30 protein-coding genes and 3 pseudogenes are annotated in these 24,219 nt (G+C 41.1%); 11 read left to right on the top strand and 22 right to left on the bottom strand.

Going from position 1 to position 24,219, the window contains the following annotated elements:
* Nucleotides 1-225, top strand: a pseudogene (locus ICN46_RS10940) (hypothetical protein); the annotation flags it as partial.
* A 1,026-nt stretch (nucleotides 226-1,251) separates the two neighbouring features.
* Nucleotides 1,252-1,497, top strand: coding sequence for a hypothetical protein (locus tag ICN46_RS10935; protein ID WP_216208664.1), 246 nt, complete (start codon nucleotides 1,252-1,254; stop codon nucleotides 1,495-1,497).
* Between the two features lie 144 nt (nucleotides 1,498-1,641).
* On the opposite strand, the gene ICN46_RS10930 is transcribed toward ICN46_RS10935, so the two are convergent.
* Nucleotides 1,642-2,061 (bottom strand): CHRD domain-containing protein, encoded by a 420-nt coding sequence (locus ICN46_RS10930; protein ID WP_216126064.1) that lies wholly within the window; start codon nucleotides 2,059-2,061, stop codon nucleotides 1,642-1,644.
* Between the two features lie 147 nt (nucleotides 2,062-2,208).
* On the opposite strand from ICN46_RS10930, the gene senB reads away from it, so the two are divergent.
* Nucleotides 2,209-3,165 carry a selenoneine biosynthesis selenosugar synthase SenB gene (gene senB, locus ICN46_RS10925; RefSeq protein ID WP_215283647.1) on the top strand — a complete coding sequence of 319 codons (957 nt, stop codon included), beginning with the start codon at nucleotides 2,209-2,211 and terminating at the stop codon, nucleotides 3,163-3,165.
* A 12-nt stretch (nucleotides 3,166-3,177) separates the two neighbouring features.
* On the opposite strand, the gene egtD is transcribed toward senB, so the two are convergent.
* The 11 genes from egtD to ICN46_RS10870 all read right to left on the bottom strand — a co-directional run bounded on the left by egtD (nucleotide 3,178) and on the right by ICN46_RS10870 (nucleotide 11,529).
* On the bottom strand, nucleotides 3,178-4,110 hold the full coding sequence (gene egtD, locus ICN46_RS10920; protein ID WP_370625544.1) for an L-histidine N(alpha)-methyltransferase: 933 nt from the start codon (nucleotides 4,108-4,110) through the stop codon (nucleotides 3,178-3,180).
* A gap of 29 nt (nucleotides 4,111-4,139) precedes the next feature.
* Nucleotides 4,140-4,934: a phosphonate ABC transporter, permease protein PhnE gene (phnE, locus tag ICN46_RS10915; RefSeq protein WP_215318868.1), complete on the bottom strand. Its 795-nt coding sequence runs from the start codon at nucleotides 4,932-4,934 to the stop codon at nucleotides 4,140-4,142.
* Complete coding sequence (locus tag ICN46_RS10910; RefSeq protein ID WP_215283649.1) at nucleotides 4,931-5,758, bottom strand: PhnE/PtxC family ABC transporter permease; 828 nt, start codon at nucleotides 5,756-5,758, stop codon at nucleotides 4,931-4,933. Before ICN46_RS10910 ends, phnE begins: the two co-directional genes overlap by 4 nt.
* A 2-nt stretch (nucleotides 5,759-5,760) precedes the next feature.
* Nucleotides 5,761-6,546, bottom strand: coding sequence for a phosphonate ABC transporter ATP-binding protein (locus ICN46_RS10905; protein WP_343219899.1), 786 nt, complete (start codon nucleotides 6,544-6,546; stop codon nucleotides 5,761-5,763).
* Nucleotides 6,543-7,415, bottom strand: coding sequence for a putative selenate ABC transporter substrate-binding protein (locus tag ICN46_RS10900; protein ID WP_216208660.1), 873 nt, complete (start codon nucleotides 7,413-7,415; stop codon nucleotides 6,543-6,545). Before ICN46_RS10900 ends, ICN46_RS10905 begins: the two co-directional genes overlap by 4 nt.
* Before the next feature lie 39 nt (nucleotides 7,416-7,454).
* The gene (gene selD, locus ICN46_RS10895; protein ID WP_215283651.1) at nucleotides 7,455-8,495 is read right to left on the bottom strand and encodes a selenide, water dikinase SelD; all 1,041 of its coding nucleotides are present in this window, start codon (nucleotides 8,493-8,495) and stop codon (nucleotides 7,455-7,457) included.
* Nucleotides 8,496-8,555: 60 nt separating this feature from the next.
* A complete protein-coding gene (gene senA, locus ICN46_RS10890) occupies nucleotides 8,556-9,707 on the bottom strand; it encodes a selenoneine synthase SenA (RefSeq protein ID WP_216208657.1) in 1,152 nt (383 codons plus the stop codon).
* A gap of 29 nt (nucleotides 9,708-9,736) precedes the next feature.
* Nucleotides 9,737-10,339: a DsbA family oxidoreductase gene (locus ICN46_RS10885; RefSeq protein WP_216208654.1), complete on the bottom strand. Its 603-nt coding sequence runs from the start codon at nucleotides 10,337-10,339 to the stop codon at nucleotides 9,737-9,739.
* Nucleotides 10,340-10,381: 42 nt separating this feature from the next.
* Nucleotides 10,382-10,936 carry a demethoxyubiquinone hydroxylase family protein gene (locus ICN46_RS10880; RefSeq protein ID WP_215318864.1) on the bottom strand — a complete coding sequence of 185 codons (555 nt, stop codon included), beginning with the start codon at nucleotides 10,934-10,936 and terminating at the stop codon, nucleotides 10,382-10,384.
* A 74-nt stretch (nucleotides 10,937-11,010) separates the two neighbouring features.
* Nucleotides 11,011-11,175 (bottom strand): hypothetical protein, encoded by a 165-nt coding sequence (locus tag ICN46_RS10875; protein ID WP_216208652.1) that lies wholly within the window; start codon nucleotides 11,173-11,175, stop codon nucleotides 11,011-11,013.
* A 54-nt stretch (nucleotides 11,176-11,229) separates the two neighbouring features.
* Nucleotides 11,230-11,529, bottom strand: coding sequence for an Rrf2 family transcriptional regulator (locus ICN46_RS10870; protein WP_216208648.1), 300 nt, complete (start codon nucleotides 11,527-11,529; stop codon nucleotides 11,230-11,232).
* Between the two features lie 404 nt (nucleotides 11,530-11,933).
* Here ICN46_RS10870 and ICN46_RS10865 point away from each other — a divergent pair, with 404 nt between their 5' ends.
* The 4 genes from ICN46_RS10865 to ICN46_RS10855 all read left to right on the top strand — a co-directional run bounded on the left by ICN46_RS10865 (nucleotide 11,934) and on the right by ICN46_RS10855 (nucleotide 13,141).
* Complete coding sequence (locus ICN46_RS10865) at nucleotides 11,934-12,119, top strand: hypothetical protein (protein ID WP_215330201.1); 186 nt, start codon at nucleotides 11,934-11,936, stop codon at nucleotides 12,117-12,119.
* An 18-nt stretch (nucleotides 12,120-12,137) separates the two neighbouring features.
* Nucleotides 12,138-12,461 carry a hypothetical protein gene (locus tag ICN46_RS10860; protein WP_216208645.1) on the top strand — a complete coding sequence of 108 codons (324 nt, stop codon included), beginning with the start codon at nucleotides 12,138-12,140 and terminating at the stop codon, nucleotides 12,459-12,461.
* A 14-nt stretch (nucleotides 12,462-12,475) separates the two neighbouring features.
* Entirely contained in the window at nucleotides 12,476-12,604 is a 129-nt protein-coding gene (locus ICN46_RS12050) for a hypothetical protein (protein WP_255535761.1), read from the top strand.
* Between the two features lie 126 nt (nucleotides 12,605-12,730).
* Nucleotides 12,731-13,141, top strand: a complete 411-nt coding sequence (locus tag ICN46_RS10855; RefSeq protein ID WP_255538846.1) for a DUF4149 domain-containing protein — start codon at nucleotides 12,731-12,733, stop codon at nucleotides 13,139-13,141.
* Nucleotides 13,142-13,191: 50 nt separating this feature from the next.
* Here the strand turns inward: ICN46_RS10855 and ICN46_RS10850 are convergent, their stop codons facing one another.
* Nucleotides 13,192-13,848 (bottom strand): peroxiredoxin, encoded by a 657-nt coding sequence (locus ICN46_RS10850; protein WP_216208640.1) that lies wholly within the window; start codon nucleotides 13,846-13,848, stop codon nucleotides 13,192-13,194.
* A 315-nt stretch (nucleotides 13,849-14,163) separates the two neighbouring features.
* Between ICN46_RS10850 and ICN46_RS10845 the strand changes: the two genes are divergently transcribed.
* Both ICN46_RS10845 and ICN46_RS10840 read left to right on the top strand, forming a co-directional pair.
* Nucleotides 14,164-15,648 carry a glycine betaine ABC transporter substrate-binding protein gene (locus tag ICN46_RS10845; RefSeq protein ID WP_370625545.1) on the top strand — a complete coding sequence of 495 codons (1,485 nt, stop codon included), beginning with the start codon at nucleotides 14,164-14,166 and terminating at the stop codon, nucleotides 15,646-15,648.
* A 57-nt stretch (nucleotides 15,649-15,705) separates the two neighbouring features.
* Nucleotides 15,706-17,268, top strand: coding sequence for a cryptochrome/deoxyribodipyrimidine photo-lyase family protein (locus tag ICN46_RS10840; protein ID WP_215298614.1), 1,563 nt, complete (start codon nucleotides 15,706-15,708; stop codon nucleotides 17,266-17,268).
* A 78-nt stretch (nucleotides 17,269-17,346) separates the two neighbouring features.
* On the opposite strand, the gene ICN46_RS10835 is transcribed toward ICN46_RS10840, so the two are convergent.
* From ICN46_RS10835 to ICN46_RS10825, 3 genes are read right to left on the bottom strand one after another with little or no spacing between them, the layout of a single operon-like run.
* Complete coding sequence (locus ICN46_RS10835; RefSeq protein WP_216208637.1) at nucleotides 17,347-18,600, bottom strand: DASH family cryptochrome; 1,254 nt, start codon at nucleotides 18,598-18,600, stop codon at nucleotides 17,347-17,349.
* A 55-nt stretch (nucleotides 18,601-18,655) separates the two neighbouring features.
* Nucleotides 18,656-19,042 carry a VOC family protein gene (locus ICN46_RS10830; protein WP_215281402.1) on the bottom strand — a complete coding sequence of 129 codons (387 nt, stop codon included), beginning with the start codon at nucleotides 19,040-19,042 and terminating at the stop codon, nucleotides 18,656-18,658.
* 39 nt (nucleotides 19,043-19,081) lie between these two features.
* A complete protein-coding gene (locus ICN46_RS10825; protein WP_216208635.1) occupies nucleotides 19,082-19,282 on the bottom strand; it encodes a hypothetical protein in 201 nt (66 codons plus the stop codon).
* A gap of 219 nt (nucleotides 19,283-19,501) precedes the next feature.
* Between ICN46_RS10825 and ICN46_RS10820 the strand changes: the two genes are divergently transcribed.
* Both ICN46_RS10820 and ICN46_RS10815 read left to right on the top strand, forming a co-directional pair.
* Nucleotides 19,502-20,068, top strand: a complete 567-nt coding sequence (locus tag ICN46_RS10820; RefSeq protein ID WP_216208632.1) for a YceI family protein — start codon at nucleotides 19,502-19,504, stop codon at nucleotides 20,066-20,068.
* Between the two features lie 19 nt (nucleotides 20,069-20,087).
* Nucleotides 20,088-20,720 (top strand): annotated as a pseudogene (locus ICN46_RS10815) (class I SAM-dependent methyltransferase).
* A gap of 470 nt (nucleotides 20,721-21,190) precedes the next feature.
* Here the strand turns inward: ICN46_RS10815 and ICN46_RS10810 are convergent.
* From ICN46_RS10810 to ICN46_RS10785, 6 genes and pseudogenes are all read right to left on the bottom strand, one after another.
* Nucleotides 21,191-21,406, bottom strand: a complete 216-nt coding sequence (locus ICN46_RS10810) for a hypothetical protein (RefSeq protein WP_216208629.1) — start codon at nucleotides 21,404-21,406, stop codon at nucleotides 21,191-21,193.
* A 63-nt stretch (nucleotides 21,407-21,469) separates the two neighbouring features.
* Nucleotides 21,470-22,078: a hypothetical protein gene (locus tag ICN46_RS10805; RefSeq protein ID WP_216208626.1), complete on the bottom strand. Its 609-nt coding sequence runs from the start codon at nucleotides 22,076-22,078 to the stop codon at nucleotides 21,470-21,472.
* 186 nt (nucleotides 22,079-22,264) lie between these two features.
* Entirely contained in the window at nucleotides 22,265-22,543 is a 279-nt protein-coding gene (locus ICN46_RS10800; RefSeq protein ID WP_216208624.1) for a hypothetical protein, read from the bottom strand.
* 14 nt (nucleotides 22,544-22,557) lie between these two features.
* Complete coding sequence (locus tag ICN46_RS10795) at nucleotides 22,558-23,403, bottom strand: hypothetical protein (protein WP_216208621.1); 846 nt, start codon at nucleotides 23,401-23,403, stop codon at nucleotides 22,558-22,560.
* A gap of 58 nt (nucleotides 23,404-23,461) precedes the next feature.
* On the bottom strand, nucleotides 23,462-24,082 hold the full coding sequence (locus tag ICN46_RS10790; RefSeq protein ID WP_216208619.1) for a hypothetical protein: 621 nt from the start codon (nucleotides 24,080-24,082) through the stop codon (nucleotides 23,462-23,464).
* A 17-nt stretch (nucleotides 24,083-24,099) separates the two neighbouring features.
* Nucleotides 24,100-24,219 (bottom strand): annotated as a pseudogene (locus tag ICN46_RS10785) (IS30 family transposase); the annotation flags it as partial.

The following is a 24,219-nucleotide window of genomic DNA, read 5'->3' as shown; positions in this document are numbered from 1 at the left end:
AGCATTGTGAAGCTCACTCAGACCAACCGTGGCATTGCCTATTGGGTAGATGACCTCCTAGCTCTAGATGCCCTCATCTTTCTAGCAAGCTCTATCTTTTCATACCTATCCATTCGAAGCAATTCAAAAAAGGTTTATTTTGAAGATATTGCGGATAAGTTCTTTATGCTCGCATTGATCTGCATGGGTGCTGCAGTCTTACTTCTGACATATGAAATTGTGTAGTCAGTGCGATGGCTGCGTCTGGCCGTAAGCAGTCCTTAAATATTGGATACAACAATCTACAAGTAGTTCATTGTTTCAACGGCAGACCTATATGTTTATTGGGGTTGCCATGGAAGATGTGTGAGGATTGCTTACACACTTTGTTGCACAGAAAGAAAAACGACTTAGGAATTTCTCCCTAAGTCGTTGATTTCATTGGTGGGCCCACCAGGACTTGAACCTGGGACCAAAGGATTCCGGTTTGTGTAGCTTTCACTACTCCCTGGACTATGCCTTCATCATATCGATTGCTCGACTTAGATGGGTGCCGTCTAGTCTCTACACGTTCAAAGTAATTTCTTACTAAGCTTCGCTCGGCGTTAGCTTGTGCAGCTTTTGGCTACATTTAGCTTTCTCCGAATTTGACACCATCCCTTATGCAGTTTCCACGCATAAGGCACAACTTTCGCTATGAGTCCTCTGCTCTAACCAACTGAGCTATGGGCCCTAAATCGTTACATTTACTACACACCTTACTGCTGGTGTTTTTTTATTGCAAAACCACACTAAAACCGCATTTACTACACACCTCGGTTTTTGCTCCGGTGTGTAAGCGGTGTGTAGTGAATTTATACCGCCTAATTCACCACTAACCTCTTGAATACATTGAGGTCTTTGTTACAAGACCCCTAGGGCTTCTTTCTTATGAGAGCAGACATCCAAAGAAAACCATTAGGATTTCAAGAGCTTACGTCGCCTGTTTATCGGTGTGTGAGCTTTTGTGTGACTAATTTAAACAGAGCAGAAGAAACACTAGCTCACTCTTTGGTTTTGAAAACCAAAGGAATTTTGGAGCAACCGTCTAACACTTCGTTGCTCCAAAGTAGTTTTACATATGGATGGTGAGCGTTACTTAAAGTAACGCAAAAAAAACCACCCAAAGGTGGTTTTAGTACTTCTTGCCGCAGACGCAGATTTAAAATTAATTTTTAATAAGGCAATTTAACTTTAGCCCTAACTAATACAGAATATAGCTAGAATTAAACCTTGGACATTTCGAGAGATGCCATTAGCATCAACGAGCCAAAAGTGATAACGATAGAACATCATTCGAAGATATATGAATTTCAGACGCTTGATGAAGCCATGGAGTGGGCTAAGCAACTAGGTGAATTTGTAACGATAAAATTTAACGACCTTGAAATTGCAGGCAAGTTCGGAGTGGATGGCATCTCTGGCGGTAAATTCTCAAACGGTGAACTCTACACATGGAAAAAACGCAGAAGACATTAGGAAGCTCATTGATTTTTTATCCACAATTGAAGGCAATTAATCTATCTGTCCTAAGCGTTACTTTAAGTAACGCTCAATAAAAAACCACCCGAGGGTGGTCTTGATGATCCTTAATGAGTTAAAACAGAGTCTATCGTTCCATCCTCATGGCTTAAGCTGAGCTCTAATTTCGCCAGGCTTATTGGTAGCGCTGTGAACATTGAGATAAAGATTGCCGCTCTTCAAACTTTGGAGCTGAGCATCTGTTAATTTGGCGCCAGCGGGAGCTGACCAAACATTATCAGCAGTTTTGGTAAATGGCACTATGACGGGACCATTTTGACCCATTGCCCCTTCATGAATATGAGCCATAGTTCCTTCAACACCGTTAGTGGTAATTGTTCCTGATACTGAACCATCTGGACCAACCATAATTGCACCTACTCCGGATGCGGAGGTCATGACTGGAGGTACCTCTTGAGCACCAGTCAGAGTCACTTTCATGGACTGTGCATATGCACCACAAGAAGCGATTGCAATACCTAATACCAAAGCAGCTTTAGCAAAAATTGGGTTTATTTTCATTTACATCTCCTATAGGTTTAATACCAGGTTCAGACTATCACACTAGATGGCCAAAATCATCACAATTTACATGCTTTAAACATATCTTTCCTATCTATCCTAGAATCTAAGCAATATTTAAAACTAGGCTAAGCTGGAATTGCTGAATTGAAACTACGTATCGAAATCGTCACGCCTGCACCTCCAGGCACTCTGCACGGTAACCGTATTACTGCTTTACGGTGGCATCAATTTTTGATGCGCTTAAATTATCAAAGCACCATTACAGAGCAATGGTCTGGAAAGTCATGTGATCTTCTGATTGCTCTTCATGGACTACGCAGCTATGACTCTATTAAAGCCTTTAAGAAAACTCATCCAGATCACCCTGTCGTTTTAATCATGACTGGAACGGATATCTACCGAGACCTGAAAAATTCAAAGAAAGTGGTCCAGTCAATGGAAATGACTGATGCAATTGTGGTACTTCAACCAGATGCAATTGATTCCTTGCCTAAGCAATTTCACCCTAAAGTGCGAGTGATTTACCAGTCAGTAAAAGGTATCACTAAAAAAGAGCCGCCAAAGCGTCATTTTTTAGCAAGTATCATCGGTCATTTGCGAAGTGAAAAGGATCCCTTTTGCGCAGCGCAATCTCTCAAATTATTACCGCCAGATAGCAAAATCCGACTGATGCAACTCGGCCAAGCAATGAGCCCCGACTTTAAAAAGGAGGCCATCTCTCTTGATAAAAATATTGAGCGATATCAGTGGTTAGGACAGCTCAGCCACTCTAAAACGCTTCAGTGGCTTTCTCGCTCTCATGTCATGATCATCTCCAGTGTTATGGAGGGTGGCGCACACGTAGTATCTGAAGCGATTGCCATTGGTATACCTGTGATTGCTTCAGATATTCCAGGTAACCGAGGCTTACTAGGGAACTCTTATCCCGCTTACTATCCAGTAGGCGATCAAGTGGCTTTGAGCAAGCTTTTGACTAAGGCTGAGACTAATTCAGTCTTTTATCAAAAATTGTGCAAGGCGATTGCTAGGAGACAGAAAATCACCAAGCCAGAGTTAGAACAAGAGTCGATTCAAAAGCTTATAAAAAGTCTAGTGAAGTAGCTACTCAATATCCTAAGCGGTAGCATAAGCTACTAAGAAATAGTGATTTGGATCAGTCCACGAGTGCACATCCTTAAAGCCGGCGCTCTTTAAAAGAGATTCAAATTTTTCTTGAGTGTATTTGTAGCTATTTTCTGTATGGATAAGATCTCCACTATCAAAATGCTTTTCACCGCCTAGCCAAGTAACTACTTGATTGTGGGTAGATCGTAGATACATTTCAATCCGAGAAAGTTGCTCATTAAAAATAGCGTAGTGCTCCCAATACGCCAAATTAAAGTCTGTTTTAGCAAGGCGGTTGAGGTGTAAAAGCATATTTTTATTAAATGCTGCAGTAATACCAAGGGCATCGTTATAAGCCCGAGATAAAACCTCATGATTCTTCACTAGGTCAACTCCAATGAGTAAACCACCATCACCCTCACATACTTTCACAATATTTTTAAATAGGCCTAGTGCAGCATCTGGATCAAAATTTCCTATTGAGGAGCCTGGGTAGAAGAACGTTTTCTTGCGGCCCACTAAATCAGGGAATACCAATTCTTCCTGTAAATCACAGGTTTGGGCTTGCATCTGAATCTGTGGAAATTCTTTTTGTAAACCAGAGATAGCTTGCTCTAAAAATTCTTTAGAAATATCAAGCGCCTGATATTCTTTGGGCATTAAGGAATCAAATAAGGCGCTTCCTTTTTCACAGTTACCGGCACCCAGATCTAATAAAACATCACACTGACCTATCGTCAAAGCAATAGCTTCACCGCATTGCATCATGATCTGTTTTTCAGTTCGGGTTGGATAATATTCTTCTAAAAAAGTAATTGCCTCAAATAAGTGAGAGCCAATTTCATCATAGAAAAACTTGGGAGATATCGATGGCTGCTCTTGAGTAAGACCAGTAATGATTTCATCAACTAACTTTTGATTGGGGCTGCGCTCTTTACTCACTTCAATATTCCTTTTTTATATGCCAGCATTTAGCCAAGGCTATGCATTTGTACTCGACGCAGTTTATTACTAATCATATCTACGACTATGACTAATATCAGCATCGCCATGATGACTGTTGAAGCTTGTTGCTCATGCAATAAAGAGAGCTCATAGTACAAAATCTGCCCAAGACCGCCTGCACCCACAAATCCCAAAATAGTAGCCATACGTATATTCATCTCCCAGCGATAAAGACTGTATGAGAGAAGTTGAGAGTAAATCCCTGGTAAGGCTCCGTAGATAAAGGATTGGGTATTACTTGCTCCAGCTAATCGAAGCGCTTGAGTCGCTGCAGGAGGATGATTTTCCAAAGTCTCGCCAAACAAACGCCCTAGTACGCCAGTGGTGTGCAAGGCGAGCGCTAGAGTTCCTGCAAATGGCCCCAAACCCACTGCCAACACCATTAATACGGCCCAAACGAGCTCTGGTACAGAACGCAGAAAATTTAAGAAAAAACGAGTCACTACTTTTGCGCTATGACCAAACTGTCCCGCTGCCGGCAAGGCTAAAAAAAGACTAGCCACTGCTGCTAATAAAGTTGCTAAAGCAGAGATAGCCAAAGTCTGCAACACACCACTCCAAACCTTTTGCAAAAATGGAGATGAAAGATCAGGCGGAAAGAATCGCGATGTATAGATAGCAACATCACTCATTGCTTGCTTTGTAAATAGGGCTAGTGGATTTAATGAGAGATAAGCAAAGCTAGCCACAATGAAAAACGCTATTAGTACTAGCGTAATAAGACACTTTAGGCAAAATTCTCGAGCAGGATGATGGTTCATGCGAGCTGTCGACGAATGATGAGGCTAATGTAGTCTGCTAGTAAAACAAGCAACAAAAATACGATGAGAATGGTAGATACCTCCCCACCGTTGAGCATCTTCATCGATTGATCCATCAGCTGACCCAAGCCACCAGCACCGACAAAACCCATGACTACTGAGGCTCTCACCGCACATTCCCAGCGATAGATCGTGTAAGAGGCTAATTCTTGCGAGGCGCCTGGTAATAGCCCATATAAAAATGCATTGATGCGGCCACTACCCAACATCAGTAGCGCTCTAGCAGGTAGAGTATTTTCAGTCTCCAAAATTTCAGAATAGACTTTGGCAAGCATGCCGCCATAAGTGATCGCAATTGCCAGTACGCCTGCGATTGGACCTAAACCAAACACCCTAACCAACAAGAGAGCCCACACAATTTCTGGGATGCCTCTGAGCAATAACATCAGCATGCGGGCAAGGTATCTACCGAGCCGAGCGATACGATGCCCAGAGGCCGGGCCAATGCGTGAAATTGATAGACTATAGGTAATGATTAAGCCTAAAGGAACTGCCATTAGCATTGCTAGTGCAATACCTGCGGTTGCCATAGCTAAAGTCTCTACAGTGGCCTTTAGTACTGAGGCTAAAAATGATGTCTGAAGATTGGGTGGAAAAAACTGAATTAAGAAGTTAGTAAACACTTTGAGATTGCTAACTTCAAACAATGCAAATACATCAAACTGCGCTAATTGCATCATGGGCCACAAGATAGCCAATGCAATCACAGCGACTGAAAACCGTCTCAGTGCATCAGGATCTCTAACGTAAAGCGTTCTACTCATCACTATATATTTGTACTACCTTGTTTTGGTAGAACGCCACGCTCAGACTCATATAACTGTTGCAACAATTTCTCGCTTACTTCAGATGCTGGCAGATCAAAAAAGACTTCCCCATCTCGCAATCCAATAATTCTAGGGAACCATCGCAAAGCAATATCTACTGCATGTAGACTGGCTACAAAACAAGCATCTCTACTTTGCGCATCCTCTAAAAGACGCTGAATGGTTAAGTCAGAAAGAACGGGATCCATCGCTGATACTGGCTCATCTGCAAGCAATAATTGAGGCTTTTGATACAGTACCCGTGCAACACCCACCCTTTGCAGTTGACCCCCAGATAGGCGATCACATCGATCAAAGAGGCGATCTGCTAAGTCGAGTTTTTGTAAACACAACTGCGGACCTCCAATATCAACAGGGTAGATCAGAGATAAAAGAGACTTCCAGAGTGGCCACCGACCAAGGCGACCAGCCAAGACAGCGGTGATGACTCTTTGTCTTAGGGGAATTGGAGCCGCTTGATGCACTAAACCTATTTGAGAGCGCAAACGCTGTAGCTGCCCTTTTGAAATTGCCCATGGATCAACATTTAATACCGCTATTGATCCAGTACTTGGCCGTAGTGAAGTTGCTATAAGATTAAGAAAGCTGGTTTTGCCAGAGCCAGATGATCCAATAATCGCAATAGATTCTCCAGCTGAGGCGCTAATATTAATATTTCTTAGCGCCTCTTTGCCATTGCTGTGGCTAAAGCTAACATTCTTAAATGAGAATGCTATTTTTTTCACTTAATTAAACCAGCGCCGATTGCAGCTCTCTCGATTTCATCATAGTTAGATGTCTTGGTCGTTATATATTTGCTAGCTCTCTGCAGATCCATTAATTCTTTTTGAGCAGGATCATTAGCGCTTAACTTTAAAAAGGCATCGCTAATTTTTTTAGTCAACGCTGCATCTAAACCACCTCGTACCGTCCAGTTATAGTCATGGTACGGTGGCGTTGTGTAAAACACTTTTACCTTTTCGGTATTGGGATTTTTAGCATCAGACAATTTATCCCAAACAGATGCATTTAAAGCACCAGCATCTGCTTTACCACCAGCGACAAAAGCAACGGTAGCATCATGGGCTCCAGAAAAAGCGATATTCTTAAAGTCTTTATCCGGATTAATGCCTGCCTTCATTAAGTAAAAACGCGGCATCAAGTGCCCTGAAGTAGATGATGGAGAACCGAAAACAAAGGTCTTCCCCTTCAAATCAGTCAAAGTCTTTACTGTGCTACCTTCAGGAATAATAAATTTACTGGTAAATTTTTCATCCTCAAGACGCTGAATGATTGGTTTGACTGCTCCGTTCGTACGAATTTTTGCCTGAATATAAGTAAATCCGCCTAGCCAAGCCATATCGACTTTATTGGTTGCTAGCGCTTCGACCACTGCTGCATAGTCTGTCACAGCAATGAACTCGACTTTCATACCAGTCTCTTTAGAAAGATATTCGCCCAAAGGGAGAAATTTTCTTTGCAGCTCGGTTGGCGATTCATCTGGGATCGCAGAGACACGCAAGACGGCTTGCGCATTTACTTGAAGGCTAAACAAACTCAAGCAGAGTGTTGCTAGAACTAAGCTAAGAGAAGTCTTTAACTGATGTAATTTCATTTGGATTGGTTGCTTTCTCGTTAATTGAAGAAGAAGAACTTACGCTACTGAAAGGCCTGAGCCCTGCACAAATTGACCTATTTTTTGAGCTTGGTTAAATCCATCCGCCCTGAGAATATCTAACACTTGCTCAGTAGCTTCTGGGCTGCAAGAAATTAATAGACCGCCGCTTGTTTGAGGATCGGATAAGAGATTTTGCTGCCACTCGCTCAAATGAGGCGCCATCGAAATTTCATGGCCATAGCCGAACCAGTTACGGGGAGATGCCCCAGTAAAGGTGCCCTCTTTAACTAATTTGACCGCTTCAGATACTACTGGAATAGAGTCCCACTGAATCTGAGCTGATAGCTTTGCACCACGGCACAGTTCCAATAGGTGTCCAGCTAGGCCAAATCCTGTCACATCCGTGAGCGCATGCACGCTATCGAGTTGAGATAGCGCTACACCAGGCTTATTCAGCTTAGTCGTTAGAGCAATCATCTCCTGGTAAGCAGCGTCAGATAGCTGCTCTTTTTTCAGTGCAGCAGAAAGGATGCCTACACCCAAAGGTTTACTTAAGATGATGCTATCGCCTGCCTTTGCGCCACTATTGCGCTTGAGTTTTTTGGGATCCACTACTCCGATAGCAACCAGTCCATAAATAGGCTCTACCGTATCAATTGAGTGACCACCAGCAATCATGATCCCAGCTTCTGCACAGACTGATTCACCACCAGCAGTAATTTGCTGAATAACCTCCAAAGGAAGGACGTTGATTGGCATACCTAATAGCGCTAAGGCGAAAAGAGGTTGCGCTCCCATGGCATATATATCTGAAATAGCATTTGTTGCTGCAATACGCCCAAACTGATAAGGATCATCCACAATCGGCATGAAGAAGTCCGTAGTCGCTACGATCGCTTGATTTTCATTGAGCTGATAAACAGCAGCGTCCTCATTGTTATCAGAACCTGCCAGGAGTGCGGCCGGTATCTGGCGAATTGGAGAAGACTTCAGGATATCGCTCAAAACACCTGGGGCAATTTTGCAGCCACAGCCCCCACCGTGAGAGAGGGAGGTAAGACGACCGTTATATGTCATATTAAAGAGCTCAATTTAAAAGTAAGAAGATGGATGGGTAAGTCTGTGAGCTTACCTAATTTATATTAAACAGGTACGAAAGCCACAAAAAAAGTCACTGCGAGAAGGTAGGTAAAAATTACGAAATTGGGGGCGGCGCAGATAGTTGGGGGTAAATGAGCTCCAACCCTTCAAAACCCGATGCTTACCATCAAACCATGGGGCTGAATAATCTTGATACGGATCGGCACTAAATCCCTTAAAAGGCATAAAAGTGCTGCTGGTCCACTCCCATAGATTGGAAGGCAACCAATCAGCATGTGGTGATGCCATTAATAGGCTGAGCTCATTTTCAGTAGGCAGCCGAACACCTTTCCATAAACAGTACTGCTCAGCGTTGTGAGCAGAAATATGCCTTACAGTCGCTTTGAGATCTAACTCTAGCCACTGATCAAAAAACCGCTCAAACCAAGCATCACCCTCTTTTTTCCAATATGCAGGTTGATGCTCTATAAAACTGACTCCTGCATCACTTAAAGATTTTAAAAACTCTAAATATTCACCATTAGTCACTGCATGACTTGAGATTGAAAAACTGGGAACCAATACTGCATGCTGCCATTTTTCATTATCAAAAATAAAGCCTGTGTTTGGCGCTGATCCAAGCTGTAATTGGCTTTGAGGAATCTTGATATACCGTGGCTCAAAGCCATTCTGTTGCTCTTCAATAGAGCCAAGATTTTGTTTAAGAGGCCAGGTGTAAGCCAAAGATTGCCACATATAAGCAAATGCTTCATTGTGCATATCCTCGTGATAGAGGGCTAACTGAATAAAGTAAGCCTGCTCAGGACTCAGAGAACCAGATCTTAAGATGGTGAAAGTACGTTCCATCACCTCTGAAAAATAATTCTGCAAAATATCAAGTGATGGTAATTGAACTTGCCAGCGATCATCGTGAGAAATTACAGATGAATTGAGCAACTCATCTGCATCAGGAAAAAGAGATGGGTTAGATTGCTGCCCGTGTCGATGTACCCAAAACTCATGGAACCAAATCAGATGGCCAAATTCCCAGTGTGGAGGGTTTAATCCAGGCGATAAGTGGACTTTTTCCTGGCCAGGATCAAGCTTGTTAATAATAGTTTGCGTTACATGAGCCGAGCGCTCTAAATCTTTTAAGAGATTATTTGGTGATGGCCATGGCTCATAGCCAAGATAGTCAAGCTGTATCATTTGTCATCAGATAGACATCATTATGAATGCTAATAATTAGGCAAGATCTCAAGTAGTTCTTCAAAAGTTTTATAACCCGTTATTGGCATAAAACTTCTGGGTGAAAAATTCTTCTCTCCAATGAGCATTGCAGGCAAACCCTGAAATCCATAAGTCTTGAATTCCTGCTCATCAGCCATCACGTGTTTAGTTAATTCGCCATTATCAAGTGCCTGTCTTAACTGCTGAAGATCAATACCGACTTTGTTGGCAATCTGCATCACCACATCCTCACTGCTAATATCAAGTCCATGCAAAAAGAATGCATCAAATAATGCTCTAGCTAGCTTTAGCGATAGCCCTTGAGCATTAGCAAAATAAACACACTCTTGTGCAAGCCATGTATAGGTTAAAAACTTTGGCGTTAAAAGCTCAAGATTTTCTTTTTTAACAATGGGCTCTGACTTGGCGGCCTCAAGGTTATCTATATAAGATTGTGATGGTGAGATATTGCCCTCAACAGGAGTTAATTCAAATGCCCTCCACACTATCTCCAATCTGTTTTGATATTTGGCTTGTAACTTCTCTAAAACGATAGTCTGAAAATAGCTATAGGGACATTCAAAGTCAGCCCAGATTTGAATCTGAATCATTCCTGCCCTACCTTATATAGTTAATCAATAACATCATATTCTTTAAATCTGCCTGGCTAATAAAACAGCACCGGCCGATCCTCCGCCCACTAGAGCACACCACAGTCTTAGAATCGCAGGCAGAGAATTTGAAGCCTTTAATCTTGCTTCATTTTTGTGGGCAATCTCATCGGCTTGACAACGCAATAACAACTCAAGTAATCGCTCGTGACTGCCTTGTTGCTTGAGATAGTCAATTTGCTGTTGATAGTGCTTTTCTACAAATGTCTCAACGGCATCAATCGTTGCATAAACTGCTTTTCTACCAAATAGCGCTGGGATAGCCCCCGTTAACCAGCCCGCCAATCGCCATGGGCCAAGTAAATGACTGCGGTATTTTTTCTCAAAAACCGATTCGATTAATTTTAAATGCTCAGTCTCAGTAGCACCATGATGCTGAGCAAAGTTAATGAGCTCCTGATCTTTGCGCAATATTGCAACAGCAATAATGCCTTTGTAAATATAAACAGCACCTGTTTCACCCGCGTGATCTGAGCGTAACTCTTGCTCAAGGTATTTTGAGTAGATTACTGGATCTTGCTTAATCTCGGTATTCATCTCAAGTAGGCTCTGATATAACTCAAAATTTCATCGTAAAACTGTTGCATCTTTTTAATCAGTCTCATTTTTTGTTACTGGAGGTAATTACTAAAATCAAATATGGAGTTAGGCCCAAGCTTTTCTGCTTTTTGCAGCTCCGCTTTTGTTCTGAGTACGCACTGGGTATCCCACTTACCCTTGATTGGAACGGACTTGATTTGATATTTTTGTGCATCCCACGCCGGTAATGATTGCATAGAGATAGGCTGTGTTCTAGGATTTTTTCCTGATGGGCTAGCAGTAATTTTAGATCAGCAGTCGCGCAGGTAATTTTCAAAAGAATCCATCATTTCTTGAGCCAAGTCATTCATGGAGATTTTTCTAGATCTAGTGTGATTAACGGCAGAGAACACATCTTTGATTGTCATACTTTGCGGATCTTTCGCTAAAAAGTATCCGCCTCTTCGGCCTTTAGCTGCGCGAATGAGGCATGCTGATCTTAGCGTTGAGAGCAAGATCTCCGTTCTGCTTAATGAAAGGTGCTGACGCCTAGCGACATCAATCGCCCTTACAGGTACACCAAATCGCGAGTAGGCAGTGATATCAATCAAGGTATTGTAGTTTGTTCAAGCGATTTATTGATGTACTGCAGCATGACTATTTCCTTTAAGTAGGCGATACGGCAAGGGCAACTTAGACAACTTAAAAAGAAGTCGCCCAAAGGCGACTTAAGGACCTTGTTAAGAGGTCAGGAGACAGAATCATTCTCTACCTATTAGGGTTTTTACGTATAAAACTACTATTAAAGGGGTTTTTGCGGCTCTGCACCATAAGCAAATGAAGCGCATACTAATTAAGTATTAACCTTAATACACCCCACTAAAGGAGCCTTAAATGACACAACTCAAAAAGTTTCTGAGCAATTTGGTCCTCGTTTTAAAAGATACCCGCAAAGCCTATGCCAAGCGTCACTTGAACCATCTACTGGGTTCGTAAGCCTTTTTGGTAATCAGCAATGCGCTTAACAGTCTTTCGCTATAAGGTCTGGGATCTTCAAAATGATGATCAGGCTCAAATACCTGACTTCTACGCTGTTCGAGAATATATCGAGCAATTAGAAGGGGCATCTGTCATAGAAGATGACTATTTAGAGGTAGATGAGTCAGACCTTGATGTTTATGGAAGAATATCTAGCAATTAGATTTAAAAAGGAGTCAATATGCCAATATGTCATAAAAGCATCTCTTTAGCTTTTTTATTCGTTATAGGCGCCCCGTCTTTTGCCCAGACGATTTCTAAAGATTATCAAAAGAATTGTGCCATTGAGCAAGTGGCAGAACATAAAGGTGTCAAAGGAAAAGCTCTTACTGAAGAGGACTTCACTGCTTATTGTAGTTGCCAAGCTGAATTTATCTCTAAAAATGCATCTAACCGACAAGTTAATGAATTGGTAATGAACCCAAAAGCAAAACCTGAATGGCTAAAAGTTATAGAGTTAAAAGCAATGAAGGCTTGTATTACAGATCCTAAAATGAATACGTAGCCTTTAGGAAATGTATGGATAACTTTGGCCCTGTTATCTTGATTGAAGTAGTACTTGTCTTTGGAGGAGTTTTGCTATTTGCATGGTGGCAATTACGTGATCTCAAAAAAGAGCGGGAGAAAGATCAGAAGAAAAAAGAGTAGATTTAATAGAGAAATACTATGCAGTTCATTATTCAACCCCTCTTAATACAATGCTTTACCATTTTATTAATAGTTTTTTTATCACAACAGCGCTTCTTGTTAGCCTGTTTATCTCGAGGCTAAATCTTGTTTGAAACTACCCTCCATATATCTGCTTTATTAACTGCCTCCCTACTTTTTGGTGGCATGTTATTTTTTTCCGCGAGCTTTGCCGCTTTTTTACTTAAATCCTTACCACCAGATGAAGCACGTGTATTAATACGTAAGGCCTTCCCTTCTTTTTATCTTTTTGTGATGATCGCATCACTTATTGCAGCATTACTAGCTCTGAAGAGCAGTCTTTTCAGCGCTAGCATCTTGGTGCTCATTGCGCTATCCACTATTCCTACTCGTCAAATCTTAATGCCCGCAATTAATGCAGCGACGGACGCAAAACTAAGGCGGCGTTTTTTTGTGTTGCACGGACTATCAGTTGTCATTACCCTGATTCACATTGTCGCAGCAGGATTTGTAATTGTTGATTTAGCGGCTTATTAAAGACGCCTGCCTCGCCAAGTTAACAATACTATCGAAAACTGTATGACTCTTTACTTTCCTGGATATTTGGCGTAACGCAGATAGGGTAACTTAATGTCTAATTCGCCAAATCGAGCGCTTGCCTGCTCATCATTGAGTGCTAGTGCCACGATAACGTCTTGCCCAGGAACCCAGTTTGCTGGTGTTGCTAATGGCTTTCCATCGGTTGCCTGAATAGCATCTAAGGCTCTCAGAATTTCTGCAAAGTTACGCCCAACAGACATTGGGTAAGAAATTGTTAGGCGCACCTTCTTGTCTGGCCCAATAATAAACACAGTACGGACAGTCGCACTATGTGCAGGCGTACGACCGTCTGGTAGATAAGCATCTGCTGGCAACATATCGTAGAGTTTTGCTACCTGCAAGGAGGTGTCGTCAATAATTGGGAAGTCTGCAGGCACCCCAGCAAAAGCAGCGATATCTTGCTTCCACTTTTGATGATCATCCACGCTATCAACCGAGACACCCATCACCTTAGTATTACGTTTAGTAAATTCGGATGCTAGTTGAGCTACTGCGCCGAACTCGGTAGTGCATACCGGCGTGAAGTCTTTTGGGTGTGAAAATAAAATAGCATAGCTATCCCCAATCCAATCATGCAAGCCTAGCTTGCCTGCAGTTGAGTCTGCTGTAAAGTCTGGTGCGATATCGTTAATTCGTAGTGACATATTTATTCTCCAAGATGGCTGACATGTAAGAGAGATAGTACGTCATAATCATAGTCCATCAGAGTTATCGTCATAAACATACAGATATTGGATCTTTTATGTAGTAGTACTCAATATTGGTGACTTACTACCCAAATAAATATCTAACTGGATATCACTTACTTTACAAAATCAAGTGATCTGCTATGTCAAAAAAGTCCTATAAAGGTATATACCAGTAGAGCAAAATAGGCCAAAGGCTTTTATGATGAGCTATTACATTTTTAACAAGGATAGTTCGGCTTGTATTTCAGTAAGCATATTTTCTCTTTTTGGATTAGGCTGAGCTTATGTTTTTGCTTAACTGTAAGCTGTTGTGTACTGGCCCAGTCCGCAGACAAAACTACCGTCGTTGGCTCAAAACGTTTTACAGAAAGCTATGTGCTTGGTGAGATGCTTAATCTTACATTACGTGATGCCGAAGTAAAAGCTGTTCATCGACAAGGTCTTGGCAATACTGCGATTGTTGTTCAAGCACTGAAAACAGGTCAGATTGATGTATATCCAGAATATACGGGTACTATTCTGCGTGAAATACTCAAGCGTCCAGAAACCCAAGCTTCAGCAAACGAGCTGAATGACTGGCTTAAGCCCATAGGACTGAAGGTGGCGATACCGCTTGGGTTTAATAACACCTACGCACTTGCTATGAGATCAGAGCAAGCAAGAGCGCTTGGTCTCAAACGAATTAGTGATATTACAAATTTATCAAATGAGCAGCAATCCACACTTCGAATTGTATTATCTCCGGAATTTAAAACAAGAAATGATGGTTGGCCTGCACTGATTCAGGCTTACGATCTAAAAATAAAACCCAAAAAAGTACTAGAGCATGGCTTAGCCTTTGATGCTCTGGTTCGTGGTGATGTCGATATTGTAGATGCCTATTCCACCGATGCAGCAATTACAAAAAATCACTTAGTCCTGCTAGAGGATGATAGGCATGCATTTCCTCGCTACGATGCAATCTTATTGATGCGCTCTGATTTTGATGAAAAACCTCTTCAACAATTAGCGGGAAAATTGAATGAAGCAACTATGGCAAAGCTCAACGAACAAGCTGAGTCGGGCATCGACTTTAGTATGGTCGCCCGTGGATTTTTAAATCAGTCTAGTAATAATCAGCAAGATTCCACAAAGCTCTCTAGATTTTTTAAGCTACTTTTTGGGCCAGATTTCCTTACCGCACTCAGAGATCATGTGCTGTTGGTAGCAATCTCCTCAATCATGGCGCTTCTCGTTGGTCTACCTCTTGGAATTGTGGCGTACCGGCGACCTCGATATGCAACATGGATTTTAGGATCTGTTGGTATCTTACAAACAATACCCTCGCTTGCATTACTAACCATTCTGATCGCCGTCTTAGATCAAATAGGTGCTGTACCGGCGGTTTTGGCTTTATTTATTTACGGCCTTCTACCCATTGTGAATGCGACCCATATTGGCTTAATAAAGGTTCCAGATAGTCTCAAAGAAGCAGCTTTAGCTCTTGGTTGTAATGAGCGGCAATTATTGCTTTCTATTGAGCTACCCTATGCAAGACCTATTATTTTAACTGGCTTAGCTTCGGCTACAGTGATAGGCGTTGGTACCTGCACTCTTGCAGCGTTAGTAGGCGCAGGTGGATTTGGTGATCGAATAGTTGCTGGGCTTGCTGTAAACGATCAAGCCTTGATGCTCTCTGGTGCTATACCTGCCGCTTGTCTAGCCCTACTTGCGCAATTTATACTGACCCCTAAACGTAAGGCCGTAAATAACTAGCGATTGATTAGTTAAATCTTCTAAGGTCATGACGAATATATTTTCAATTTATCAAGTATGAGCTATCAACTAGTTTGGTTTAAGCGTGATTTGCGCTGTGAAGATCATGCCGCTCTTACTGAGGCTGCAAAGCGGGGCCCAGTTCGCTGCATTTATATACTTGAGCCAACACTTTGGATGCAGTCAGATGTTGCCCTTCAGCACTTTGAGTTCATTCGAGAGTCCCTTCAGGATTTAGAAAACCAACTACGTTTGCACAGTGGTACTTTAGAAATCTATGAAGGTGAAGTCGTTGAAGTACTTACTAAAATTTGGCAAGCTAATCCTTTTCAAGGCTTGCATTCACATCAAGAAACTGGCAACGGTTTTACGTACTCTAGAGATAAAGAAGTTAACAAATGGTGTCAGGCTCACGGCATTCATTGGGGTGAATACCCTCAGTTTGGAGTAACCAGGGGATTAAAAAATCGTAACTTATGGCAATCTCATTGGCAAAAGCACATGGAAGCACCTTTGTGTGAACTTGGACCAATTCAATTTTGGAATGCCTCAGGTACCAGTAGACAAACACCAAACTCTAGCGCTCCTTATCTGACTCCATCTATGATGCAGACGCCTGTGCACCTAAAACATAATCCACCATCAAGGCAACGTGGAGGACGATCCATTGCACTTAAAACACTCAATAGTTTTTTAAAACAGCGAAGTATGTGGTATCGAGGTGGGATTTCATCGCCCCTATCAGCGCCAGATGCATGCTCCCGCTTATCGGTATATATGACCTATGGGTGTTTAAGTATTAAGGAGGTAGTACAAGCAACCAATGAAGAGTTGCTTCAAATGTCGCCAGATGCGAGTAGAAGGAAATCAGGCTTGACTGCTTTCATGAGTCGCTTGTACTGGCATTGCCATTTCATTCAAAAGCTTGAGAGCGAACCTGAAATCGAGTGGCGCAATATGCACCGTGGATATGATGCATTGCGCGAGAATGAATTTAATGAAGACTACTTTAATGCCTTAAAGGACGGTAAGACAGGTTGGCCTATGGTAGATGCCTGCGTCATCATGCTACGAGAAACGGGATGGCTGAATTTTCGAATGCGTGCGATGCTAGTCTCCGTTGCAGCCTATCCACTGTGGCTACACTGGAAACCAGTAGGAGATTGGCTAGCCACCCAATTTTTAGACTACGAACCCGGAATCCACTGGAGTCAACTACAAATGCAATCAGGTACGACCGGGATTAATACGACCCGCGTCTATAACCCGATTAAGCAAGCGCAAGACCATGATCAGAGAGGCTTTTTTGTTAGGAGGTGGCTTCCTCATATGCGTCAAGTACCAGATACTTGGCTTTTTGAGCCTTGGAATATGCCTCAAGAAGTACAAAACAATATTGGCATTGAAATTGGTAGAGATATCCCACAACCAATAGTAGACATTGCTATAGCGACAAAAATATCTAAAGATCGCTTGCATACCAGACGCAACTTATCAGAAGTTCGAGCTGGCAAAAAAACAGTTATCGATAAACATGCTTCACGAGCAAAAAGAACTGATCGCAATAACTCTAGAGTGAAAATTACAGAACCAAGCTCACAACTAACTCTTGAGTTTTAGTAAGACTACAGCAATCGTTCGTTTGTAAAAATCGGCTTAAATTTACTTAATATAGAATTTAAGGGTAGCGCATACAACCTAGCTCAGCCAGGTCTTTCGATATATTCCATCAGGGTCATGGTCTGAAGTTTGCTTAGCCAAATTCATTGGTCTACCCCCTCTGGGATCAGTTCCTTTGCCAGCAATATATAGCCAATTTCCCTGATTGCTATAAACATCATAGTCAACAAGCTGTGACTCAAACCAAGCAGCGCCAGCTTGCCAATCACCCTTCATATTGTAAATCCAATAACTTGCAACAATCTGACGCATACGATTTGATAGATACCCAGTTTGTAGTAACTCGCGCATACCCGCGTCAATCAATGGTTCACCAGTAGTGCCAGATATCCATTGATTGAACTTTGCTTCAATAAACGAATTATTAGATTCAGCACTAAGGCCCTTTGATCGATAGAGTTGATTGCCGTACTTAAAGTGTAGGAATCGAAAATAGTCTCGCCAAAGTAGTTCAAACCAAAGCCAATAAGTACCATCATTTGCGCCATACTGAAGCTCATACTCTGTGAGTTTTTTTGCTATAGATCTAGCAGAGCAACAACCTAATGCGAGCCATGGGGAAAATTTACTGGAATAATCCATGCCAATAAGCTGATTTCGGGTCTGCTTATAGGTATCCGGTAGGCGCTTATCAAAATACTGCTCAATATGTAAAAGCGCTCTACTTTCTCCGCCCAGAAATGACTTCATATCAAATTGCGTTTCAAGATAAGAGGCTTGATTTATAGCCTCAGTACCCATTGACAAGAGAGGGATCTTAGTCGGAGCTTCAGTAGGATTTGCAAACCTTAATTTCTGCTTTTCTACTTGCTGACGAAATTGTGTAAATACATCAGGCATTTGCTCTAATTGAAATGGCAAACTCTGAGGCTCAAGCATGCTCGATTGCCATGTGCAAATTACCTCAAACCCAATATTCTTTAACACTCTCACCTGCTCTAATTCTTCGGGTGCTTCGATTTGCTCGCAGTAAATCTGACTCACATCGAAATCGATGCGTAGGCTAGTGAATGTTTCCTTGAAATCGCCTGCCAGCTCAAATAAATCAGATCCTAAATGCCTTAGTCGTGTTCTTAAATCCTCTAAGGACTCTTGTAAAAATACTTTACGGCGATGATCAACCCGTGGAAATCCCCAGCGAGTCTCTTCTTCATATTTCTCTTCATGTATATAGATAGGGAGCAGAAAATCCACATTCTTACAAGCCAACATAAATGCGGGATTATCTTCTAAGCGGAGATCATTTCTAAAATAATAGATTGCAATAGTCATTTACTAAATTATGAATAGCTGCTCTTTGATCTAAAAACGCTTATAGCTAACTACTCTAAGCTGATTTAGGAGGTCGATGAAGTGCGCAAATCTTATTGCCAGCAGGATCTCTTAACCAAGCTATATAAACAGTACCAGCTACACCCTCACGATAGCCTGGGTCACCCTCACAGGATGTTCCACCATGAGCAATACCGATGGCATGAAATGCATCGACATCAGCAATAGACTTAGCACTAAAGCCAATAGTGCCACCGTTAGCATGAGTAGCCTCTTTACCATCGATAGGCTTAGTAATCGCAAAAACTCCACCTGGACCACGATAAAAATATTTGTTATGACTAAAACTACCTGGCTTTATTCCTAAAGCTCCCAGTGCAGCATCATAGAAATTTTTTGAAACTTCTAAATCATTTGCGCCCAGCATAATGTGACTAAACATGATTATTCCTATTATTTTAATTAATTAGACAGATAATGCTTAAGAGTCAATCTTCTCTTGATCTGGATTCGTAGGCGCTCTCATTAGCGTATTACGAATAAATTGTTTTTCATAGTGCCGATTACGTCTTGATTTTTTGGCTAATGAGCGTTGAACACTGCGCTTATCAGAAACAATATCACTTAATTGACTTAGATCATCTAGGTCTCGTATTTGACTTGGTGAATTACGCAGAGGCATTGCTAGCGACTTTTACTTTAGTAATAATGACATTAAGCTTGTTATAGACTTTAAATGAATTAACTCATATAAATTGATTTTATGCTCGCTCTTGCTAACCTTGTAAGAGTTAAATTGATACCTTTGATAACTAAAGGCCTCAAACAAGGTATTTAGGCCTGCAATTGAGGGTGAGATCATTTGTTCAGCAAATACTCATATCAAGACCTAAAATATTGAATGAAATTTTTTTATATCAATGCCCTTCTCCTAGCCCTAGTAATTTCCTCAGCCCAAGCAGCAGAGACCTACATTACTGATCCCGAGCACACTTTTGTTAGCTTTAGTTATAAACACTTAGCTTACTCAATTCAGACTAGTCGTTTTAATAAGGTAAACGGAACTATTACAGTCAATGATGCAATGGATGGCGGCACTATGGATATTGCAATTGAAACTGGCTCAGTCAGCACAGGCTCAGATACCTTTAATAAGCTGCTTAGGAGTGAAGATTACTTTAGCTCTGAAAAATTCCCAATAGCTAAATTTACCTCCGATAAGCTTACATTCAATAATCAGGCCATTACGTCAATCTCAGGTGAGTTAACTATTAAGGGCATCACTAAGCCTATTGATATTGAAGTAAGCAACTTTGCCTGTAGTCGAAACTTTATTACTTTGAAATATATGTGTGGTGCAAACGCAAGCGCAAAGCTAAGTCGCTCTGAATTTGATTTAGGAAAATATGTACCATTTGTTGGCGATGAGATAAGCCTCAATATAGTAGTTGAGGCGTCACGAGAATAGCCTTCAATTTAAACTGATCATGTCTACATTAGAAAACCTTACTAATGACTCTGCTTTAATCTCACAAAAGACTATTGCACATTATGATCAAAATGCTGTCCCTTATTACGAGGGTACAAAAGATCATGATGTCAGTCAAAATATCGATGCCCTATTAAGGGCAATCAAGACTAAGCCACCGTTTCATATTCTTGATTTTGGATGTGGCCCAGGAAGAGACCTTCAAACCTTTACCAAGCTTGGCCATATCGCTATTGGCCTTGAAGGAAGTGAGCAGGCTTCTCAAATAGCTAGAACGAAAAGTGGTTGTGAAATTTTAGTCCAAGACTTTTTTAACTTAAATTTGCCTGAGAGCGCTTTTGATGGCATTTTTGCAAATGCCTCCCTATTTCATATTCCCAAGAAGCTATTGCCAAAAGTATTAGGTAATTTATGAGCATCCTTAAAACCGAATGGCATTCTTTTTAGCTCAAATCCTAGAGGTAATAATGAAGAAAACTGGTACGGAGATCGCTTTGGCTCATATCACGACCTAGAAGGCTGGAGATCTTTTATGATGAATTCACAGTTCACTGAGATTGAACACTACTATCGACCTGAGGCAATACCAATTGAACAAAGGCCCTGGCTAGCGAGTGTTTGGAAAAAATAGTCTTTTAATCATCCCTAGCAGCTCAGAATTAGATCGACCATGGCTGAGGATAGCCGACCAATCTTCACATCAAAAATCAACTAAAACTGTGTAGTGTCGCCTACACACTTTATAAATCCCACAAGCGTTACTTAAAGTAACGCTCAAAAGACAAAACCTCAGCATTTACCTCTAAAGCCTACTTTTTATGAGTTTTAGGTTATGTTTAGGTTCTCAGGTTATGAGAGCAGACACCCAAGTTAGACCCTTATAAACAGGGGTTCTGCGGGTGGTCAGTATCGGTGTGTAAGCAAATGTGTAAGCAAATTCATGAATTTAAAGGAGGTGCTAGCTCACTCATTGGTTTTCAAAACCAAAGGAATTTTGGAGCAACCGTTTCGCACTTCGTTGCTCCAAAGTACATTTTTTATTGAAAACTTCAGGTTTAAAAGAGCAGCAAATACATATGAAGTTAACAAGTAATACTAAATCTAAATCTTTAAGCAATCTGGTAACTTCTTTCCAGGATTGGCAATCTGATAATTTTTAGCAATCTTTGTGATAACGGGTGTTCTAAAAATTTCCCCCATTTGCATCATCTGAAAGAGTCCATCAATTCTATTAAAATCATCATCTCCATAATATTTTAGATATGGCTTTATTTCTTCAGCTTCATCTTTTGTAAAACAGCGCTTAAATCCTGACATGTAAATTTCCTTCCTGTTCAAACAAGTTGATACCACTAGATTATTGATTTGCAGATTAATATACTACTCAAACTTAAATAGCTCATTAAATAACTCATCCCGGACCTCATGAAACTCACCCTTTATTAGATGGCGCTCAGCAAAAGATTTACCTTCATTTTCTGCCCAGCGCTTTTCACGTTGTTGTTTAGCCATGTCAATTTGAGCTAATACCTTTTTCTTAATATCGGGATCATCTAAATCAATCATGTCTGCAAAGGATTTGAGCACCTTAGTCTCGAAGTCCTTGTCTGCATTAATTTTTCCAACAATGCGATATTTTTTACCGCCAGTGCTCACGCCTACAAAATAGTCATAAAAGCATCCTTGACCAAATACATTCATACTTTGATTCAGCTCTATTTCAGCTAGCGGCTTTTCAGCTACCGCCAATAGATGCTGTTTAGCAATTTCTAACTTTTCATTCATATCGTTAACTTCAAGCCTTTTGAAGTTTCCATCAACACCAAAAGCTCGCATCTGCTCAATACCTCCTTGGTTCTGGATGTACGAAACAAAATCATCTAAGCCGATTTCATTTGTTATTGCAGTTTCGATAGCCCTGGCATATACATGTGCCGTCTTGCGATCTGCACGAGTAATGTATCGAACCAGTAGCCAAAGAGCAGACACCCAAGTTAGACCCCTATAAAAAGGGGGTCTGCGGGTGGTCAGTATCGGTGTGTAAGCAAATGTATAAGCAAATTCATGGATTTAAAAGAAGTGGTCTATCGGTCTTTGGTTTTAGAAACCAAAGGAATTTTGGAGCAACCGTTTCGCACTTCGTTGCTCCAAAGTAGTTTTAAGTGAATATATGGGTTACTCAAAGAACCATTCAGGATAGTCAGCTCTTTGTGAATCGTCATGTACCAAGTCATACATAACATAATCAATAGCTTCCTCAATCCTGCATCTCAAATCTGCGATTCTTTTCCACTCTGCAGCATCAATTTCAAACAGATCCTCTTCATCAAAATCTATGTCACCTTCAATTGGTAACACTTCATAATCTGACTTTTCTCTATACCAAAGATGAATCACCTCATTTGGATCTCTGTCTTTAAATGTTTCAAGTAGTCGTTTAACTGTATAAATCATTTTTAATTTTCCTTTTAAATTGATTGATTGTTTGATTGCGCAGTCAAATTTCGAATTCTTTTGATCCGCAACATGCCTGCAGCTAAAACTGGTCTCTTTTTCACAATTGCTTTAAAGGTATTTTTTGATTGTTTCTTTATAGCTTTCTTGTGAAATTCAGTCACCTGTCTGCTCATGTTTCTTAAGTCATTGGGTAGTTGTTGCAATAGCCCATCAAGAACTTTTTTCTCAAGAGTTGAGTCGATAGGAAGTTTCGCTAAAACATATTGGCGGCCTTCAGATTCACTACAAATCAGCACATTTAGATCTGATGAGCCTTCTAACTGGATGGTGCTTTTTGGATTTAACTTAAAAGAGGTGAGTGGAAAAGCTCTACGGGCATTTAAATACATTTTTGCAATACCTAATCTTTTACTCAAATCAGTATCAGCAGACTCAGCACCCTCGGCCCGAATACGCTCAACGCCACCCTCCTGCTCCAAGTACCTGGCAAAATGCAATTCTGGAACTTCATTTGCTTTAGCGGCCTCTATTGCCCGAGCATAGACATGGGTTGTTTTGCGATCTGCGCGAGTGATATAGCGAACCAATACTGCAACATCTGAAGTATTTTCTTGCGTACGAATATTGTATTTTTCAGACAAAATCTTGCGCATACTTGCAACTTGCTCTTGCTTATCAGCGGATTGATCTAGCTTTTGAGCTAATGCATACATTTTTCCTAATGACTGGTAGAGCGCTGTGCGACCCGCAACAATATAGTTGCTATAAAAACTTTCATACTCGCTCGCCAAACCATCCGCCTCTGAAATAAGCGTCTTGGAAATAACAAGCTGATTACTTGAAATAATATTGCTCATGATGATTTCTCCCATATTGAAGGTGAGCGTTACATAAAATAACGCTCATTTCCCTGTATCAATGAATGCGCTGCAAATTGCTAAAGTGAACACCGCAATTTTTACTTGCCAAATCTATTGCCGAAACTAGATCGTCGGTAAGAATTGAGAAACCTAATTGCTCTGTTGCAATTGCTTCCATTTCACTTAAAACTTTCAAGTCGCCCAGGTTAAGTAGCTGGCCATTTAATAACTTATATGCCATTGACATGCAAATTTCGCCAAACCCCTCACCCATATGCTCAATAAAGTAGAAAGCTATAGCCTCAAGATAATCTTCCCGACGATTACCCTTATTAACAACAGGTATGAACATATTCATGTGCGCCTCAAGCCCATCACGATCGATAAACTTCAGTCCATGTTTTTTGCAAGCCTTAATGCGTGCTTTTGTAACGGCAGAATCTTTTAGGCACATGCCATGATGATCAAAAGTTACTTGATCAATTTTGTCCAAAACAACTAAATCTTGGCGATTCAAGCCTTGACCTTGCTGCACCTTATGCATTGCCCGTGCATAACGTTCTATTTCGGATTTATTTAGACAGCCCAAAATAGTCGCCGAAGTGTCAGCTAGACACACGCCACTATTAGCGTCAAACAACTTACTTGCTGAAACCATCTCTTGTTTAAATAACATTTTTAACCCCCGTAGATTCAAACACGAAGTGCAACACGGTTTAAAGATTGATTAAAGACTTCATTGGGGGTTTTAAATCCTAATCGTTTTCTAGGTCGGTTGTTTAATCGGTCTTGGATCATTCTAAGCTCTGCATC

This window comes from Polynucleobacter sp. Latsch14-2, from assembly GCF_018881925.1.
GTDB lineage: Bacteria > Pseudomonadota > Gammaproteobacteria > Burkholderiales > Burkholderiaceae > Polynucleobacter.
The sequence above is the reverse complement of the archived record's forward strand: the minus strand, read 5'-3'. Positions and strand labels throughout refer to the sequence as shown.

Bases quoted from the DNA above. Each gene is read 5' to 3' on its own strand.
- ICN46_RS10910 (WP_215283649.1), bottom strand. From the start codon at position 5,758: ATGAGTAGAACGCTTTACGTTAGAGATCCTGATGCACTGAGACGGTTT.
- ICN46_RS10835 (WP_216208637.1), bottom strand. From the start codon at position 18,600: ATGACTATTGCAATCTATTATTTTAGAAATGATCTCCGCTTAGAAGAT.
- phnE (WP_215318868.1), bottom strand. From the start codon at position 4,934: ATGAACCATCATCCTGCTCGAGAATTTTGCCTAAAGTGTCTTATTACG.
- ICN46_RS10790 (WP_216208619.1), bottom strand. From the start codon at position 24,082: ATGTTATTTAAACAAGAGATGGTTTCAGCAAGTAAGTTGTTTGACGCT.
- ICN46_RS10875 (WP_216208652.1), bottom strand. From the start codon at position 11,175: ATGCAATCATTACCGGCGTGGGATGCACAAAAATATCAAATCAAGTCC.
- ICN46_RS10840 (WP_215298614.1), top strand. From the start codon at position 15,706: ATGAGCTATCAACTAGTTTGGTTTAAGCGTGATTTGCGCTGTGAAGAT.
- selD (WP_215283651.1), bottom strand. From the start codon at position 8,495: ATGACATATAACGGTCGTCTTACCTCCCTCTCTCACGGTGGGGGCTGT.
- ICN46_RS10850 (WP_216208640.1), bottom strand. From the start codon at position 13,848: ATGTCACTACGAATTAACGATATCGCACCAGACTTTACAGCAGACTCA.
- ICN46_RS10860 (WP_216208645.1), top strand. From the start codon at position 12,138: ATGCCAATATGTCATAAAAGCATCTCTTTAGCTTTTTTATTCGTTATA.
- ICN46_RS10830 (WP_215281402.1), bottom strand. From the start codon at position 19,042: ATGTTTAGTCACATTATGCTGGGCGCAAATGATTTAGAAGTTTCAAAA.
- ICN46_RS10800 (WP_216208624.1), bottom strand. From the start codon at position 22,543: ATGATTTATACAGTTAAACGACTACTTGAAACATTTAAAGACAGAGAT.
- senA (WP_216208657.1), bottom strand. From the start codon at position 9,707: ATGATACAGCTTGACTATCTTGGCTATGAGCCATGGCCATCACCAAAT.
- ICN46_RS10865 (WP_215330201.1), top strand. From the start codon at position 11,934: ATGCGCTTAACAGTCTTTCGCTATAAGGTCTGGGATCTTCAAAATGAT.
- ICN46_RS10795 (WP_216208621.1), bottom strand. From the start codon at position 23,403: ATGAGCAATATTATTTCAAGTAATCAGCTTGTTATTTCCAAGACGCTT.
- ICN46_RS10820 (WP_216208632.1), top strand. From the start codon at position 19,502: ATGAAATTTTTTTATATCAATGCCCTTCTCCTAGCCCTAGTAATTTCC.
- ICN46_RS10810 (WP_216208629.1), bottom strand. From the start codon at position 21,406: ATGTCAGGATTTAAGCGCTGTTTTACAAAAGATGAAGCTGAAGAAATA.
- ICN46_RS10885 (WP_216208654.1), bottom strand. From the start codon at position 10,339: ATGATTCAGATTCAAATCTGGGCTGACTTTGAATGTCCCTATAGCTAT.
- ICN46_RS10825 (WP_216208635.1), bottom strand. From the start codon at position 19,282: ATGCCTCTGCGTAATTCACCAAGTCAAATACGAGACCTAGATGATCTA.
- ICN46_RS10880 (WP_215318864.1), bottom strand. From the start codon at position 10,936: ATGAATACCGAGATTAAGCAAGATCCAGTAATCTACTCAAAATACCTT.
- ICN46_RS10900 (WP_216208660.1), bottom strand. From the start codon at position 7,415: ATGAAATTACATCAGTTAAAGACTTCTCTTAGCTTAGTTCTAGCAACA.
- ICN46_RS12050 (WP_255535761.1), top strand. From the start codon at position 12,476: ATGGATAACTTTGGCCCTGTTATCTTGATTGAAGTAGTACTTGTCTTT.
- ICN46_RS10930 (WP_216126064.1), bottom strand. From the start codon at position 2,061: ATGAAAATAAACCCAATTTTTGCTAAAGCTGCTTTGGTATTAGGTATT.